The organism is Duganella sp. BJB476 (assembly GCF_003416895.1).
In the GTDB taxonomy this organism is placed as follows: Bacteria; Pseudomonadota; Gammaproteobacteria; order Burkholderiales; family Burkholderiaceae_D; genus Rugamonas.
The window spans coordinates 1,913,323-1,930,251 of the sequence record NZ_QVIO01000001.1; the positions used below are offsets into that span (position 1 = coordinate 1,913,323).

Annotated in this window: 15 protein-coding genes; all 15 read right to left on the reverse strand. The window is 58.4% G+C overall.

Going from position 1 to position 16,929, the window contains the following annotated elements; translation table 11 throughout:
- Positions 1-16: 16 nt before the first annotated feature.
- Positions 17-850, reverse strand: a complete 834-nt coding sequence (locus D0T21_RS08410) for an alpha/beta fold hydrolase (protein ID WP_116990879.1) — start codon at positions 848-850, stop codon at positions 17-19.
- 76 nt (positions 851-926) lie between these two features.
- Complete coding sequence (locus tag D0T21_RS08415) at positions 927-3,380, reverse strand: DNA internalization-related competence protein ComEC/Rec2 (RefSeq protein WP_116990880.1); 2,454 nt, start codon at positions 3,378-3,380, stop codon at positions 927-929.
- A gap of 498 nt (positions 3,381-3,878) precedes the next feature.
- Positions 3,879-4,079 (reverse strand): hypothetical protein, encoded by a 201-nt coding sequence (locus D0T21_RS31595; RefSeq protein WP_147328053.1) that lies wholly within the window; start codon positions 4,077-4,079, stop codon positions 3,879-3,881.
- A gap of 38 nt (positions 4,080-4,117) precedes the next feature.
- The gene (locus tag D0T21_RS31600) at positions 4,118-4,837 is read right to left on the reverse strand and encodes a hypothetical protein (protein ID WP_147328054.1); all 720 of its coding nucleotides are present in this window, start codon (positions 4,835-4,837) and stop codon (positions 4,118-4,120) included.
- 637 nt (positions 4,838-5,474) lie between these two features.
- Positions 5,475-7,172 carry a hypothetical protein gene (locus D0T21_RS31605; protein WP_147328055.1) on the reverse strand — a complete coding sequence of 566 codons (1,698 nt, stop codon included), beginning with the start codon at positions 7,170-7,172 and terminating at the stop codon, positions 5,475-5,477.
- Between the two features lie 324 nt (positions 7,173-7,496).
- Positions 7,497-8,315: a ComEC/Rec2 family competence protein gene (locus tag D0T21_RS08420; protein ID WP_158567983.1), complete on the reverse strand. Its 819-nt coding sequence runs from the start codon at positions 8,313-8,315 to the stop codon at positions 7,497-7,499.
- Positions 8,316-8,418: 103 nt separating this feature from the next.
- A complete protein-coding gene (locus tag D0T21_RS08425) occupies positions 8,419-10,164 on the reverse strand; it encodes an ABC transporter ATP-binding protein (RefSeq protein WP_116990881.1) in 1,746 nt (581 codons plus the stop codon).
- Positions 10,161-11,039, reverse strand: coding sequence for a hypothetical protein (locus tag D0T21_RS08430; protein ID WP_116990882.1), 879 nt, complete (start codon positions 11,037-11,039; stop codon positions 10,161-10,163). Before D0T21_RS08430 ends, D0T21_RS08425 begins: the two co-directional genes overlap by 4 nt.
- Entirely contained in the window at positions 11,024-12,034 is a 1,011-nt protein-coding gene (locus tag D0T21_RS08435) for a RimK family alpha-L-glutamate ligase (RefSeq protein ID WP_116990883.1), read from the reverse strand. The genes D0T21_RS08430 and D0T21_RS08435 overlap by 16 nt, the downstream gene beginning before the upstream one ends.
- 61 nt (positions 12,035-12,095) lie before the next feature.
- Complete coding sequence (locus tag D0T21_RS32190; protein ID WP_199538494.1) at positions 12,096-12,272, reverse strand: hypothetical protein; 177 nt, start codon at positions 12,270-12,272, stop codon at positions 12,096-12,098.
- Between the two features lie 163 nt (positions 12,273-12,435).
- The gene (locus D0T21_RS08440) at positions 12,436-13,242 is read right to left on the reverse strand and encodes a CsgG/HfaB family protein (RefSeq protein WP_116990884.1); all 807 of its coding nucleotides are present in this window, start codon (positions 13,240-13,242) and stop codon (positions 12,436-12,438) included.
- A 99-nt stretch (positions 13,243-13,341) separates the two neighbouring features.
- On the reverse strand, positions 13,342-14,133 hold the full coding sequence (locus tag D0T21_RS08445; RefSeq protein WP_116990885.1) for a TatD family hydrolase: 792 nt from the start codon (positions 14,131-14,133) through the stop codon (positions 13,342-13,344).
- A 4-nt stretch (positions 14,134-14,137) separates the two neighbouring features.
- Positions 14,138-14,833: a lipoprotein-releasing ABC transporter ATP-binding protein LolD gene (gene lolD / locus D0T21_RS08450; RefSeq protein WP_116990886.1), complete on the reverse strand. Its 696-nt coding sequence runs from the start codon at positions 14,831-14,833 to the stop codon at positions 14,138-14,140.
- Positions 14,826-16,091 (reverse strand): lipoprotein-releasing ABC transporter permease subunit, encoded by a 1,266-nt coding sequence (locus D0T21_RS08455; protein ID WP_116990887.1) that lies wholly within the window; start codon positions 16,089-16,091, stop codon positions 14,826-14,828. Before D0T21_RS08455 ends, lolD begins: the two co-directional genes overlap by 8 nt.
- A 91-nt stretch (positions 16,092-16,182) precedes the next feature.
- Complete coding sequence (locus D0T21_RS08460; protein ID WP_116990888.1) at positions 16,183-16,863, reverse strand: PEP-CTERM sorting domain-containing protein; 681 nt, start codon at positions 16,861-16,863, stop codon at positions 16,183-16,185.
- Between the last annotated feature and the right edge of the window lie 66 nt (positions 16,864-16,929).

Genomic DNA, 16,929 nt, shown 5'->3' on the forward strand with positions numbered 1-16,929 from the left:
CCGAATGCCCAAGATTTTACGCGAAAGCCTGCTTTTTAAGAACTTTTTTACCAGATTCGCTCAGCAGCGCGGCGATCATCTCGCGGGTCGCCTGCGCCGCCAGCGCCGGCGACTCCATCGGGAACAAATGTCCGCCCTGCACAATGCGGAAATGTTTGCCCACCAGCGCCTGGGTGTGGCCGAGGCCGGACTGGCTGGTTTCCCAGGAATCGGTGCCGCCGATGAAGCCGATCGGCGCCGGGAAGCGTCCCCGCACCAGCTTGGGCAGATGATGCGGCAGGCTGGCGTAGATCGTGGTTTCCACTTCGCGGGTGAAGCGCAACTGCACGCCTTCCGGATGCGGCTTCAAGCCGCTTTCCATGTAATCGGCCAGCACGCCCGGCGCCCAGGCCGCGAACAGGTCCTTGCCGGCGAAATGCTGGTAGGCGGCCTGCGCGTCCGGCCACACGTTGCGGCGGCGGATGGAGAATTTTGCCGGCGGCACACGGTTGGCGTTGCCGCTCATTTTGATCAGGCGCCAGAACCAGGCGCGCCATCCGGCCACCACCGGCGCATCCAGCATGACGACGCAGCGCACCAGGTCCGGCCGGGCATGGGCCACCATCAGGCTGAGCATGCCGCCCAGCGAGTGGCCGACCAGGATCACCGGTTCGTCGTAGCGCTTGGTGAGTTCGTTGATGTATTCGTCGACCAGGTCCGGCCAGCCGTCGCTGACCGGGTAGCGCGCGCTGTGGCCGTGCATGTCGAGCGCCTGGATATCGAAATCGTCGGCCAGCAGCTCGAAGTACTGGCGGTACACGCCCGCCGGGTAACTGTTGGCATGGGCAAAATGCAGCTTGGGCTTGTTCACAAGCGGTCTCCGTGTGATTGTTTTCGAGCCATTGTAATGGCAGTTACCCCGGCGGGCTTGGGGGAAAGGCTCTAATTTAGCGCTCGTACCAATAGCGCGCGCGGGCCTGGCGCCAGGCGCTGATCGCTACGGTATCGCCAAAGTCCAGCGTCAGCGCGCCCGCCTGGTCGGTGCGCAGGCGTTCGATGTGTAATTGACCATAACGCTCATAGACTTCCGGCTTGGGGTGATGATATCGATTGCGATAACCGACCTGGAACAGCGCGGTCTGCGGGTGTACCGCCAGCAGGAAGGCCGGCGTGGACGAGGTGCCGCTGCCGTGGTGCGGCGCCAGCAGCACATCGGCCCGCAAACTGGCGCGGTCGCGTTGCACCAGCGCGGCCTCCTGCGCGGCTTCGATGTCAGCGGCCAGCAGCATCGATTTGCCGCCGGCCGTCACCTTCAGCGTGCAGCCGCGCGCGTTGGGCTTGAGTGTGGTGTCGGCGTAGCTGGCGGACGGTGGATGCAGCAACTCGAAGCGCACGCCGTCCCAGTCCCAGTGCTGGCCCGCCGCGCAATGCACGTGCTGCCGCGCGGCCCTCGCGATCGGATGTATGGGCGGCAGCGAGGACAGCACCCAATCCACCTGCACGCCATCCAGCACCGACAAGGCGCCGCCGGAGTGGTCGGCGTCGCTGTGGGTGACGATGACGCCGTCCAACGCGGAGATGCCGCGCGCCTTCAGGTAAGGCAGGATGACGCGGTTGCCGGCATTGGAGGTGGGCGAGTACGCCGGGCCGGTGTCGTACAGCAGGCGGTGCCCGCTAGTCTCGATCAACAGCGCCATGCCCTGCCCGACGTCGAAGGCGGTGACCGTCATGCGGCCTGGCGATGGATGCGATGGCTCGGCGGCCAGCAGCGGTATCCAGCTCACCAGGCCTAGCCAGCGCACCGGCCAGCCGCGCGGAGCGAGCAGCCAGATGGTGCCACCCATCGCCCAGCAGAATAGCCAGAACGGCGGCGTCGGCGCGCTCCATACGGCGTAGCGCAAACCGCTGAACCATTGCAGGCAGGCGGCCAGCCATTCCACCAGCAGATGCGCAAGGCCCAGCACCGGCGCCGCCAGCAACGCGGGCAGCATGCTGCCGACCAGCGCGAGCGGGGTGACCACAAGGCTGATCAAAGGGATCGCCACCGCGTTCGCCAGCGGGCTAACCACCGACACCTGGGCGAACAACAGCATCGTGAGCGGCACCAGGCCAAACGTGACCGCGTACTGCGTGTGGGCGCCGATGCGCAAGGCTTGCCACAGCTGCTCACGGCGCGACGGGCGAGGCACATCTTTGTTGTGCGGCGCTGGCCGCAGCGTGGTACGGCCGACGGTCGCATACAGAATGGTGGCGACCGCGCCGAACGACAGCCAGAAGCCCGGCCACAACACCGCCCAGGGATCGATCAGCACCACCACACCCAGTGCGCAGCACAGCACATGCGACACGCTGGCGATGCGGTTCATCCACAGCGCAGCGGCGACCACCATCAGCATGTACAAGGTGCGCTGGGCGGGCACGCCGAATCCGGCCAACAGTACATAGAACAGCGCCACCGTCGCGCCGACCAGCGCCGCCACTTTTTGCGCAGGCAGCAGCAAGGGCAACTGCGCGCGCATGAAGAAGGAGTAGCGCCACAGATTGAAGGCGGCCAGTGCAAACAGCCCCGCCACCATCGTGATGTGCAAACCTGAGATGGAGATGAGGTGACCGATGCCGGTCCGGTTGAAGACATTCCAGTCCGATTGATCGATGCCGCGCTGGTCGCCCACCACCAGCGCGACGATCACGCCTGCATACGGCTTACTCGGCAGCGCGGCCTGTATGCGCGCCCGTAGCAGCGCGCGCGAGTGCTCTATCACGTTGCCGACACTGAAAACGAAACTATCGAGTCGCCGGTTGTCTGGCGCCGGCCGCACATAGCCGGTCGCCCGCAGGCCTTGTTCCAGCAACCACGCTTCATAGTCGAAACCATACGGATTGGCGTTACCGTGAGGCCGTTGCAGACGCACAGTCAGCTGCCAGCGCTCGCCCGGCTGGACGTCGCCGATTTCATTGACTAGATCACGAAATCCGGCATACCAAGCCAGCGAGACATGCGGCGGAACGGCGTCCTGCGGTCTGCCCAGCACGCGCTCCACCGCGAAATTGAAACGTACGCCTTGATCGAAGCGGTACGGCAGATTGTCGATGGTGCCGATCAGTGTGAGGTCGCGGCCTTCGTCGGCGGCCGCCAGCTCGGGCGCCAGGATGCGGTGAGCCATCCACGCGGCCCAGAAAAATCCGATCACGCTGCCGGCCACCAGCGATGTCGCACAACGCAGCGCGCTCTCCGAGCGCGCCCCCAGGCGGCACATCCGTCGCTGCAAGCAGGCGCGCCACGATAGCAACAATGCCGCCAGCGCCAGGCCCGCCACCAAGCCAGTCGAAGCGGACGGCAGCGCCGCCTGCGTTTGCAGCAGCGCCGCCCCTGTGGCGAAGCCGATCGTCACCGCCCTCATCGCCTTGTCCGGCCAAGCGGCCGCTCCTCAAGTATCGCAACAGCCCGATACTACGCAGAACCGCCGCCGAGGCACGGCCGACCTAATCGCAGCTTGATACGGATCATGCAGCGCACCGGCCAACTTTACAGCCGTTGCGCGGACCTTGGCCGGCTTGAGGGAACCGCTCTAATTCAGCAGCTGTACTGCGCATTTGGCCGTAGCGGTTCGAGATTTTTCGCGCCCACACCAGTTAGAGGAAAAAAGAGTGATTGATATACATTCCGAAAAATAATTCCGAGAACCTTATCGTTCCGCAGGCAGATTTAAGGCGGCAGTGGCGCAGACAAAAACTCTGATGTAAATCGGCCATAAGAGTTTCAAAAGCTGAATAGGACTGTATTTTTTATGAAAGCCTAAACACTTTCCCTGACTTAAAGACCGCGCTGGCCGATTTTCCAGCGCGGCTTATGTCGCAAGAGGGTTGGGATTACACAGATGGGAAATGGGCGAGTGTCTCTAGCGCGGGGTAGCGCGCGCCATTAATTTCACTGACTCCTCATCAGCTCCAGTCAAATCCAAGACCTTTGCACTTAGTACGATGGTGCACCCTGTTTGTCGTAAAGCGTCACTCTGTGCCTGGCGCAGCGATGATGCACTCACCGATACGCTAAGTTGCTTGCCAGTTGAGGGATTAAAGCAATCAAATTCAACTTTCATGTCTGGCTCCTTAAATTACTTTGATACGTACCACATACTCAATGATGTCCGCTGTGAATATTATAATGACCTGGTTTGTGATCAAAAATAATATAACAGTAGGCATTGCACACCCTTGGACATGTCACTACTGCTGCCTCCGTTTCTTTCCAAGGAAACTGCCAACAAGTCTCGACATATCGTCCTTCAAGAAGAGATTCATTGGTGATGGTAACAATATTGGCTTTCGCAGCAAGATCCGTGGCTTCGATAGCTATGGCGTCGCTCGGTTTTCCCGCATAGAATCGTCTTTCCGCAACACAAAATCCGATAAGATCTTGAAATCCATAGTTCCTAAGAAGCAAGTGGAGATCACAAAAAAATGCATCGGGCATGCATTGCATTTCACTCGAAGTAGAGGGTGGCAAGCACTCAGCTTCCGAGAATTCGAGGGGAATTAATCCGGCTTTAGTGAGCTTCCATCTATTGGCTTCTAATTTTCTAGATATTTGAGAAACTGCTTTTGTGACGAGCGCGTCACCTTCAACGAGATTTTCGGCGAATTCGATTGGGTATTGATCGTCAGTCAAACTGTAGTGCTTGTGTAGTAAACAGACACCGAATTTTGTCGATATACGATACGCTCGGAACAACAGTCCTGCTTCTTCAAGAAATATCGGAAACGTGTTAGTTGAATTCAAAACACTGTCAACGCGCTCAATCGCCCAGAGCGAATTATATAAATCTCGGTTATAAGTATGTATCGTGTCAACAATCATTTTTGTTCCTCTCGAAAATAAAATGGTTTTGCCGGTCTTTGATGCACGCGAAACTACCAATTTAACATTGCGACACCACAAATCTAAACGAAATTAACCCTGAAGTCAAGTGATACGTGCCTGTCGCCAATTCAATTGTGACTAATAGCAAAGGGCCAAGAGTTCAATTCGAAATACTGAATGAACCTTATTTCGTGATAGTCAATCAAGTGATTCCACCAGAAAATATGAGTTAAGAGCAATACGCTCTTGTTTGACAGCACCCAGAAATCTATCTAGCACCGCGTTCTATACTGGAGCGGTTGTAGGCGAACAACCCAAGGGGCGTGCAAGTGAAACGTATTGTCGAGCACAAGGCTGTGCTTTAAAAAATAACCTTATAACAACTTCGTTTGCCGTCGAAGCAACTCTCTCTTCTTTTACTTAGATGCAGAAAGCGGACGCATCTGTAAGCGACAGACAAGATAGACTGAAAGATAATTCCCATGATGCAATTGCGCCATCTTTCCACTAATATATTCATAGAGCAGCAATCGAAATTTTACATCTGAATTTTCCTTTTTTTGGGTTGGGTAACAGTAACTTAGACATGAGTTGACTTTAACTAAGAATTTTCAACAAAAATAGATAAAATACTTCACGGATATTTTGGCACGTGAATTTTAAGCTGAACTTCTCGATCCACAATGACATTTGTTGAAAGCGGCAATTGGAGAATGAATGAGAAATCACAATCTTCCTCTATCAAATGAGAAAGAATTGCCGGATCCATTCTAAATGTGGCTTGAGAAGACTCTACCGAATAGAGGATTAAATTTGCAACAGTATTGGGCGAACTACATGTAACTCTTGGAGTTCCATTTAACGATATTAAATTAATTTTTGTCCGATCCCAACTGCGCTCTCTCTCATCAAATTGCAAAGGAATTCGCCACTGAAAAGATATTGGCTTTCCAGTTGCATCACGAATTTCCTCTTGCGATATTTTCCCAATTTGAGAAAGATATCGAGGATCCGAGGAGACCCTAACTTGAAGATTTGTATCCAGCTTTAGAACTTGATCCGTACCGCTAGCGGTGTCTTTTAAAGATGTTTGAGATATAAAATTAGATATTATATTAATATTTTTAGAATTATAGTTATCGCTTGACAAGTAACCACTAACTAAAAATCTGCAGGTGTTTGGAGATTTTTCTTTGTCAGCTTGACGAATATCAATCTGAGGATTTACCAACACCTGTTTTGCTGAATCATTAACAAATCCATTCCAGAAATTTGTGCTACACATTCCTACTGGAATTCCACTTAAATCATACCAGTACTCAAAACGCTCCCCATCAAATATTACCGGATCAACTTTTTTTCCTGTCACTCCGAAACTCTTCAGTGGTGAATTTAACATCGACGTTTGATCTTTAAAAATCTTTGCAATAACGGATGGCTTGGGTGCTGTCGAAAACAAATCAGCAACCCCTTCATTGGGTAAAAAAATAAAATTCTTATATCCTTCCACCTTCAAATTACTTCCATTATCTAAACCAGCAGCTGCACTGAGACTAGCTCCTAAAATTCCGCTCCCTACCGAAATGGAAGTGTTTATATCGAATTTCGTTCTTCTATCCGTATTATATGTACGCACCACAGCAACCCCATCGAAACCCTTGAGGTATGACAACGTTGGTGAGTACGATCCGCGTAATGCATACGCATACCAAAATTTTAAATATGAAGAAATTTCAGACTTAATAACTGATTCATAAAGTGGTGACTGAAATGTCCCTCTTACGATCATTAAGTATGCGGTACTATTTTCCTCTTTTTCCAATGCTGAACTAGCACTCGCTTCAGAAACCCCAAGTTTAGCCTTTAATGCTGCACGAACATAAGAGGTGCAGGTATGTTTATAGCCTCCAGAGGTGGATTGAATTCGAGGAACAGGCCCCTTCCCAGCATCAGAATCACCTAGATCTCCAATAAAATTGGCCGCATCGATTCTCTTTGACGCGTTTATTTTTAAAAAATCGTTTTGATCATACAGAAACGCCATCATTCTATTTGCCGAATCGTCCTGCACCAATATTACATTTTTACCAAGACCGAGATCATCTTTTTCTTTTAAAATATCGCTTGGTATTCTTGATGCTTCATCATCATTTTTTGGAATAACGCCACAAGAATTGGAGAAATTTAAAAAAATATCTTCCAATCCGGATTCTAAAGTTCCAGTCTTTGCGCTACGTTTTGGCCAATTAGGGCAACTATAATCACAAAATTCAGATGCCGCACTATTATAGAAAATTATAATCAAAATAATTGCCAATGTATTTTTCTTCATATTTCCCTCCTAAAATTTCACAGCAATCACAAAATTTTATATTTCCACTAAAAATTAAATTGCATTGTTTTTTAGATTTAAAAAACAGAAAAATAAAAAAGTGCTTTCCCACTTGGAAATTTCTAATTCCGCAATTCTTTTGTCGATATACAACACACATCGCAATATTAACAAAATACCATTGAAGCTTACCCCATCAATACGAAGACCATTGAAACTTATCACAAAAATAATTCCAAAAACTATCCAATTATTACATTTACTTGATTAATTAATAATTAATCAATACGAACTCTGCTAGAAGGTTTCGTAGATTGTATGTATTCAAAGACTAGTTATCGAAATAAGGTGACCGATGCCGGTCCGGTTGGAGACATTCCAGTCCGATTGATCGATGCCGCGCAGATTGCCCACCACCAGCGCGACGATCACGCCGGCATACGGCTTGCCGGATAGCGCGGCCAATATGCGCGCCCGCAGCAACGCGCGAGAGTGCTCGATCACGTTGCCGACACTGAAAACGAAACTATCGAGTCGCCGGTTGTCTGGCGCCGGCCGCACATAGCCCGTCGCGCGCAGGCCTTGTTCCAGCAGCCACGCTTCATAGTCGAAACCATACGGATTGGCGTTACCGTGAGGCCGTTGCAGACGCACAGTCAGCTGCCAGCGCTCGCCCGGCTGGACGTCGCCGATTTCATTTATCTGATCGCAAAATCCGGCATACCAGGCCAGCGAGATATGCGGCGGAACGACGTCCTGCGGCCGACCCAGCACGCGCTCCACCGCGAAATTGAAACGTACGCCTTGATCGAAGCGGTACGGCAGATTGTCGATGGTGCCGATCACGGTGAAGTCGCGGCCTTCGTCGGCGGCCGCCAGCTGGGGCGCCAGGACGCGGTGAGCCATCCACGCGGCCCAGAAGAATCCGATCACGCCGCCGGCCAGCAACGACGTCACACAACGTAGCACACTGCCCCAGCGCGCGCCCAGGTGGCACATCCGTCGCTGCAAGCAGGCGTGCCACGATAGCAGCCACGCCGCTATCAAAAGGCCAGCAGCCAAGCCAGCCGACACGGACGGCAACGCCGCCTGCGTTTGCAGCAGCGCCGCTCCTGTGGCGAAGCCGATCGTCACCGCCCTCATCACCTTGTCCGGCCAAGCGGCCGCTCCTCAAGTATCGCAACAGCCCGATACTACGCAGAACCGCCGCCAAGGCACGGCCGACCTTATCGTAAATTGATGCAGATCATCCTGTGCGATAGGCCGACAACTGGTTCTGCATCAGGTGGAAGTACAAGCCGCCGCGCTGCTGGATCAACTCCGCGTGCGTTCCCTGCTGCACGATGGCGCCCTGCTCCAGCACCAGCGCGCGGTCGGCCTTGACGATGGTTGAGTAGCGGTGGGCGATGACGATGGTGGTGCGTCCTTCCATCAGCTTGTCCAGCGCCTGCTGCACTTGCAGCTCGCTGGCAGAATCGAGCGCGCTGGTGGCTTCGTCGAGGATCAGGATCTTCGGATTGCGCAGCAAGGCGCGGGCGATGGCGATGCGCTGCTTCTGCCCGCCGGACAGCTGCACGCCGCGCTCGCCGACCACGGTGTCGTAACCGTGCGGGAAACCGTCGATAAAATCATGCGCATTGGCCAGCCGGGCGGCATCGGCCACTTCCGCCCGCGTCACCTCCCGATCCGGGACCGCGAAGGCGATGTTCTCGAAAATGCTGCCCGAGAATAGCGACGGTTCCTGCTCCACGATGGCGATATGCGCGCGCACGCCGGCGACGTCAAGCTGTTCGTATGGCAGTCCATCGAAGCCGATGGTTCCGCTGCGCGGCCGGTAGAAGCCCAGCATCAAGCTGGCGATGGTCGACTTGCCCGCGCCTGAGGCTCCCACCAGCGCGACATTCTCCCCAGCCGTAATCGTAAAACTGACGCCGTCGAGTGCGAGTTTTTCCGGCCGCTCGGGATAGACAAAACTGACGTCGCGAAACGACAGGTCACCGCGCAGCGCCAGAGTACCGGTGGGCTGGGCATCGGCTGCGCCTTCGCTCTCGATGATCTCGAACACCCGCTCCGTGGCGCCGATGGTGCGCATCCAGTCGCTCCAGAAATCGCTGACCGCGCCGGAAGAACTGGTGACCATGCCGGCATAGATCACAAAGCTGGTCAGCTCCCCCGCCGACAGCCTGCCCTGCCCGATCAGCGTCGCGCCCAGCCACAAGGTCGCCAGCAAGGCCAGGTACATGGCGAACGATGACACGCCGCGAAACGACGCCAGCAAGCGCGTGTTGCCTATCGCCGCCGTCAGCGCATGCGCGGTGGCGTCGGCATATCTGGCGCCGGCGGCGCGCTGCTGATTGAACGCATGCACCAGCCGGATGTTGGTGAAGTACTCGTGCGCCACACCGCCGCAATCGGCCTGGCGCTGCTGGATTTCGCGCGAGCGCCGGCGCACATGCTTGCCCAGCCAGTCGCCCATGTACAGCGTCAAGGGCACGTAGACCAGCAGGATCAGGCTCAGTACCGGCGAAATCGACAGCAGCATCACGACGCAGCCGGCCAGCACGCACAAGGAACGCAGCGAAATGGCCAGGCCCATGGTCAGCGTGTCGTGCAGGATTTCGACATCGGCCGACAGGCGGCTGGTCAGCTCACCGACGTTGTGCTTGTCGTAGAAGCCGACCGTCTGCCGTATCAGCGCCCCATAAAGCAGGCGGCGGATGCGCGCGACGATCATATGCCCGGTCGATTCGAACAGGTAGTAGCGCATCGTGGTCGCCACAGCTTGCAGCGCCAGCACCACCGTCACCGTCGCGGCGAAGGGGCCGAACCAGCTGCCGTCGTTCTTCAATCCGATATGGTCGATGAAATACGATAGCGCCCGTGGGTAGCTCAGTTCCACCAGCACCGTAACGGTCATGAACAGCAGGCCCAAGGCCAGGCGCGGCGCAAACACGCGCAGCAGCGCTAGCCGTTGCAGATGTGGATTGCTCATGCAACGCCGGACCAGCGTGGCAGCAAGCCGTCCGCTTGCCGGTAGCGCACCGTCACGCCATCGCGCGTGGCCAGCAAGGCCTCCTGCACCGGCGCTTCGACCGAAGTCCGTGCGCCGCCGCCGATATGGGCTTGCAGCAGCAGCGAAATCTCCCAGGCCAGCTCCTCGACCTCGGGTGCGCGCCGCACCTGCAGGCCAAGCGACGCCAATTCCCCGCCGGTGATGGCGTAATGGTGCGAGTGGTAGGCGGACATCAGATGCTCGACGATCTTGCCGCGCGCATCGGCGTCGCGCTGCGGCAGCTGATACCGCAACAACTCCTCGCCGATCTGGCGCAGCTCCAGCGTGGTGCGGTAGAACGCCGTCAGCGTGGGCGGGAACACGCTGGCGCTCAGCAGCGACAACGCTTCCGCGCGCGCCTGCCCGGCGTCCGCGCCAAACCAAGCGGCGCACATGTCGCCGAACTGCCGGATGTCCTGCGACGACACGGCACCCGACTCTCCGCCCTCGGCGTCGCCCTGCAAATGCGGATCGATGGGCGAGAAAATCGCCAGTTCGCCGGCGATGATCTCATCGGCCGCCAGCGTCAACAGCGTGGCCGACGACTGGCAGTAGTACGGCACGATAAAGCTCAAGCGCTGCGTGTACTCGCGCAGCAGCAGCGCGATGCGGCGCGCGGCGTTGACCATGCCGCCACGGCATTGCAGCACCACGTCCAGCCGTTCGCCACGGCCGATGGCGCGCAGTTGCTGGTATAGCGCAGGCAGCATTTCCATGTCCAGCTGCGCGGCCGCCATCACCAGCACACGGCCGCCGCGCAGCGCTTCGAGCTGCTTGATTTTTTCAGGCAGATGCTGGTTCAGTGCGTGCGGCATGCGGCCTCCTGCAACAGCTGGCCGGCCAGCGTTTCCAGCAGATTGAATTCGGGGATCAACTGCTCGATGAAGAGGAACTGTCCGGCGGGGTTGTTTTCGAGGAAGACGTATTCGTCCTCCGGCGTGACTATCAGGTCCAGCGCGCTGAAATTCAAGCCGTAGCTGGCCACCAAGGCCAGGCAGCGCTGTTCGATATGCGGCGGCAACAAGGTAGGCTCGTAGCGGATCGGCGCCGACATGTCGCGGCAATCGACCGCCGTGCGGCTGTCGTCCTGGCTGTGGATTTTTGCGGCGAACACGCGCTGGCCGATGACGGTCACGCGCAGTTCGTACTGCTTGGCGATGTAGCCCTGGAACTGGCACGGCAGCTCGGCCACCGCGTCGATGGCGTCCATCATGTCCTCGTCGACCACGGTGGTGGTCAAGCCTTCGACGACGCACTCGGCGGCGTCCACTTCTTCCGCCGCCAGCGACGGTGTCGACATGGCCTTGAAGATCATCTCGCCCGGCAGTTGCCGTTGAAATTGGCGCACCTGTTCGGCGCAGTTGGTGACCAGCGTGGCCGGTATGCGAAAGCCCATGCGCTGCGCGCGCTGCAACTGCTCGCCCTTCCACATGGCGCCGCGCATCGCCAGCGGATGGCCGATCCAATAGCAGTCCAGGCCGTACAGCAGGCCGAACAAGGCCTGTTCGCTTTCCATCTTGGCATAGGCCAGTTCCTGCGCGCCCAGGTCGGCGCTGCGGTAGGCGAAGTCGGCCGACTTGCGCGCCCAGACGGCGCCGACCTCGCCGACAGCGATGCTGGCGCCCGACGGCAGATGGCCGATTTCGCCGTGGCAGCCGTGCGGCTGGAAGGATTGAATCAGTTCGTAATCGCGGGGAAAGGCGTCGAGGTCGATCCGGAAGAACGTTCCGCCTCGCGCGGCCAGCATGGGAGTCAGCAGGTCGACGTGGAGGTCGCCGCTGTGGGTGATAAGCAGGATTTTCTTGCTCATGGAGTCGGCCGACTGCCCGCTTGCGCCTGGATCCCCAGGCACAGGCAGGCAGTAGCTCAGCTTAGCACCAGATACCGGTGTCGGCGCGGCCGTTGCGTGGACCGCGGGCGTCAGGACCGGAGCAGCCGGCCAGCGCCACGCCTTCGCGCGCTTTCCATTGTGGAGCGGCTTTTACAGCAGCGACTTTTTTCTCTGCCAGTTTGAATGCGAACAGCTTTGTCTCATTTTGCTTTTTCATTTTTAAGAACCTTTTTCAGATAGTTAAAGTTCAAACGATGACCACGGGTAGTGGTGCAAAGAAGATATCATTGCCGATATTTCATGTCAAATAAAGCATTATTACAACAGAGCTATGCATTCAATCGTGCCAGCGGTCCGCTTGCGGTACTATCGCGCGCGCTTTATTTCACCGAGACGTCGGTCGCCTTGACCGCGATGTGGTCGGTGATGTTCTTGGCGGCGATGGTCTCGGCCAGGAAGGACGTCGACTTGACCAGCAAGTCGCGCGCGACTTCTTCCAGCGGCGAACCGCTGATGCTGGCGTGGCTGCCGCCCAGTCCGACACCGCCGCCCCAGCCCAGCGCCGACACGCCGAAGCCGTTCTTTTCGTTATTCGCCTGGAAGGTCTTGGAGGCGATGATCTTGGCGCGCTTGACGTCCACCACGCGGATGTCCATGTTCATGTGGACCTTGGATTTCTTGAAGTCGACCGAGCCGGCCAGCAAGCCCAGCGGGCCCTTGAGGAAGCCCAGGCCACCCAGGCCGGTGGAGCTTTGCTCGAAGCCCAGCGAGGTGATCGAACCGGTAATCATGAAGTCGGCCGCCTCGGCTTCGACCTTCTTGCCGATCAGCGCCAGTTCCTTGTTGATCTCTTCCATCTCGGCGCGTTCCTGCACGTCGAAGCAGCCGGTCTGGGTCAACGCGGTGGCCAGCATTTCGGTCATGCCGGTGCCGACGCCGGTGTAGGTCGGCTGCGCGACATCGCCGCGGCGCTCCCACCAGCGGTATTGACGCGGGTCTTGCTGGCCTGCACCCGACGAACAATCGGCCGACTTGCACTTGAACTCGGTGAACACGACCTTGGCGGCCGGATGGGCGCACTTCGGTACGTCGATCTCGCGCTCGGACACCTGGCTGGTTTCGGCGAAACTGGCAACAGGAACCAACACCAGCGCTGCAAGGCAAGTACTACGGACGATGTTTTTCATTACGGGCTTTCGATGAATTGTGCAAATATTAAAGTGTTAAATTATGCACTATTGACCGTGTGTCAAATCTATCGAAATCTAACCGTGCGCGCTTTTCGCTCAGGCCGACATGCGCGGCAACACGGCGCGGGCGTTGGCGCTGGTGGCGTCGGCCACCTCTTGCAGGGGGATGTTGCGCAACGCGGCCAGCACCGCGCCGATGCGGGGAATTTGATCGGGACTGTTGCGGCCGGGGTGTATCCAGCTGGGGGAAATATCCGGCGCGTCGGTTTCCAGCACGATGGAGGACAGCGGCAGCTCGGCCGCCATGCGGCGGATTTGCAGCGCGCGGGTAAAGGTCATGGCGCCGCCGAAGCCCAGCTTGAAGCCCAGCTCGATATAGCCCTGCGCCTGCTGGAAGCTGCCGTTGAACGCATGGGCGATGCCGCCGGCGGGACGGATCTGGCGCACGTGCTTGAGCACCACGTCCTGCGAGCGGCGCACGTGCATCAGCACCGGCAGCTCGAAATCGCGGGCGATCTTGAGCTGTTCGCGGAAGAAGAAGACCTGCTTCTCGCGCATCGCCGGCTCGGTCAGCATGGGGATGAAAAAGTCCAGGCCGATCTCGCCGAGGGCGACGAAGCGCGGGTCGGCCATGGCGACGGCGACCTGCTCGCGCAGCACGCGCAGGTCGTCCTCCTCGGCGTTTGGAACGTAGATGGGATGGATGCCCAGCGCGTAGCAGGCGTTGTCCACGCTGGCGGCCAGCTGCGCCACCACCGGGAAGTTGGCCGTCTCCACCGCCGGGATCACGATCATCGACACGCCCTGCCGCCGCGCCAGCGCCGCCTGCGCGGCCGACTCGCCGCCGAATTCATGGGCGTCGAGGTGGCAGTGGGTGTCGATCCACATGACGTCAGTCCTGGTAAGGGTGCAGGCCTTCGTCGGTCAGGCGCAGCACGCGGTCGCAGCGGCGCGCCAGCTCGATATCGTGGGTGACGATGATGAAAGCCGTGCCCAGGGTGCGCGACAGTTCCAGCATCAAATCGAAGATCTGCTGCGCGGTGGCGTGATCGAGGTTGCCGGTCGGTTCGTCGGCCAGCACGCAGGCCGGCTGCGTGACCAGCGCCCGCGCCAGCGCCACGCGCTGACGCTCGCCGCCGGACAGCTCGCCCGGCACGTGCGTGACGCGCTTGGCCAGGTTGACGCGGGTGAGGATCTGCTGCGCCACGGTGGTCGCTTCGCTGCGCTTGACGCGGCGTATCATCAGCGGCATCGCCACGTTGTCCAGCGCGCTGAATTCCGGCAGCAAGTGGTGGAACTGGTAGACGAAGCCCAGCGAGCTGTTGCGCAGGTCGCCCCGCGCGGTCTCGCTCAGGCTGGCGAAGTCCTTGCCCAGCAGGGTGACGCTGCCCCTGGTCGGCGTATCGAGGCCGCCCAGCAGGTGCAGCAGGGTCGATTTGCCGGAGCCGGAGGCGCCGACAATCGCCACGCGCTCGCCGCGCCGCACATCGATGTCGATGCCGTTCAACACCTGCACCGAATAGGCGCCTTGGGTGAAGGTCTTGCCCAGGCTGCGGCAGGACAGGACTACAGGTTCCAGGTTACTCATAGCGCAGCGCCTCCGCAGGTTTCACGCGGGCGGCCCACCAGCTAGGATACAGCGTCGCCACGAAGGCCAGCACCACGGCCACGCCGCCGATCTTGAACACGTCCGGCCAACGCAGGTCGGACGGCACGCTGCTGATGTAGTAGATATCCTTCGACAAGAACTGCACTCCCAATATATGTTCGATAAACGGCACGATGACGTCGATGTTGAGCGCCACCAGCACGCCCAGGCCCACGCCGATCGCGGTGCCGAGTATGCCGACCAGCGCGCCCTGGATCATGAAGATCTTCATGATGGAACGCGGCGAAGCGCCCAGCGTGCGCAGGATGGCGATGTCGGCCTGTTTCTCGGTCACGGTCATCACCAGCGTCGACACCAGATTGAAGGCGGCCACCGCGATGATCAGGGTCAGGATGATGAACATCATGCGCTTCTCGGTCTGCACTGCAGCAAACCAGTTGGCGTTGAGCTTGGACCAGTCGCGCATGATCAGGTCGCCCGACATGCTGGCCTTCAGGTCCTGCGCCACTTGCGGCGCGCGGTGCATGTCCGACAGGCGCAGGCGCAGGCCGGCCGGCGCGTCCATGCGCAGCAGTTTTTCGGCGTCGGTCAGGTGGACGAAGGCCAGCGCGGAATCGAACTCGTTGTGGCCCGCTTCGAAGATGCCGACCACGGTGAACGAGCGCAGGCGCGGCAGCACGCCGGCCGGCGTCGGCTGGCCCTGGGCCAGCGCCAGCGTGACCTTCTCGCCGAGGTTGACGCGCAGCGCGCGCGCCAGCTCGATGCCCAGCACGATGTTGTAGCTGCCCGGCTGCAGCGCGTTGAAGCTGCCGCGCTTGGTTTGTTTGGCGACGTCGGAGACGTTGGGTTCCTGCTCCGGCAGCACGCCGCGGATGATGGCGGGACGCAGCACGTCGTCGCGCACCAGCATGCCCTGGGTTTCGGCGAACGGCGCGGCGCCGATCACTTCGGGATTCTTGCGCGCTTCGGCGGCGGCGGCGTGCCAGTCCGGCATCGAGCCGCGGGCGTCGAAGATTTCAACGTGGGCCAGCACCGACAGCATGCGGTCGGTCACTTCTTTCTGGAAGCCGTTCATCACGGACAGCACGACAATCAGCGCGGCCACGCCCAGGCCGATGCCGGCCATGGAAATGAGCGAGATAAAGGAGATAAAACTATTGCGTCCGCTGCGCTTGCCGGCCCGCGTGTAACGCAGGCCGACCAGCCATTCAAAGGGCAGGTTCTGGATAAGGCTCATGGGCTCCAAAGGGAATCAACATTGGTGAGCCCGCAGTGTGCCATATAAATAGGATTCCATGGGTGAAACACCGCACCCTGCCCCCTACAAATCAGGCGAAGGTTTCGCTCTTGCCCGATTTACGGCGGCTGACCAGGCCCAGCAGGCCCAGGCCGACCACCATCATGGCCCAGGTATCGGCTTCCGGCACGGCCGACACGCCCAGCAGCGTTTGCGAGCCGGCTGCGCTGTATTCGGTATAGATGTAGCTGCCGCCATGGCCAGTGTAGCTCAGCGCATCGCCCAACATGCCGTACGCGACGCCGGCGAACTGGTCGTTACCCGGCAGGAGGCCGCCGCTTGTCGGCAGAACCAGCGCGCCGGTGCTGAAGTCTTTATTGTCCAGCACTTCCCACAGGGCCAACTGGAAGGCAGCGGCATTGTTGGCGTTGTAGACGCCATTGTTCAGCACTTTGCTGTACGAGGTTTCGTACAGGCCGACGATGGCGCTCGACTGCGCAGCGACCAGGCCGGAGTAGCCGGCGTGGTAATCGGCCGGGGTGTAAGGATCGATGCAGAACGCCAGCGTGTTGACGCCATCGCCGGTCAGCTGCCAAGGGGTGATGGTCGTATCCGAGGCATGGCCGAAGAAGGTGGAATCAAAGTTGATGTATGTGAACGCATCATGGGGCGACTTCTCCGCCACGGTGATGGCGGCATGGCTGACGCTGGAGAATGCCAGGGCGGCAGCAACGGCGACGGCTTTGATTGCGGTGTTGAATTTGATGTTCATGATGATTTTTCTATAAAAGTTGTTTTAATCGACCGCCGGAGCTTGTCCCCGGCGGCATCCCCGCTC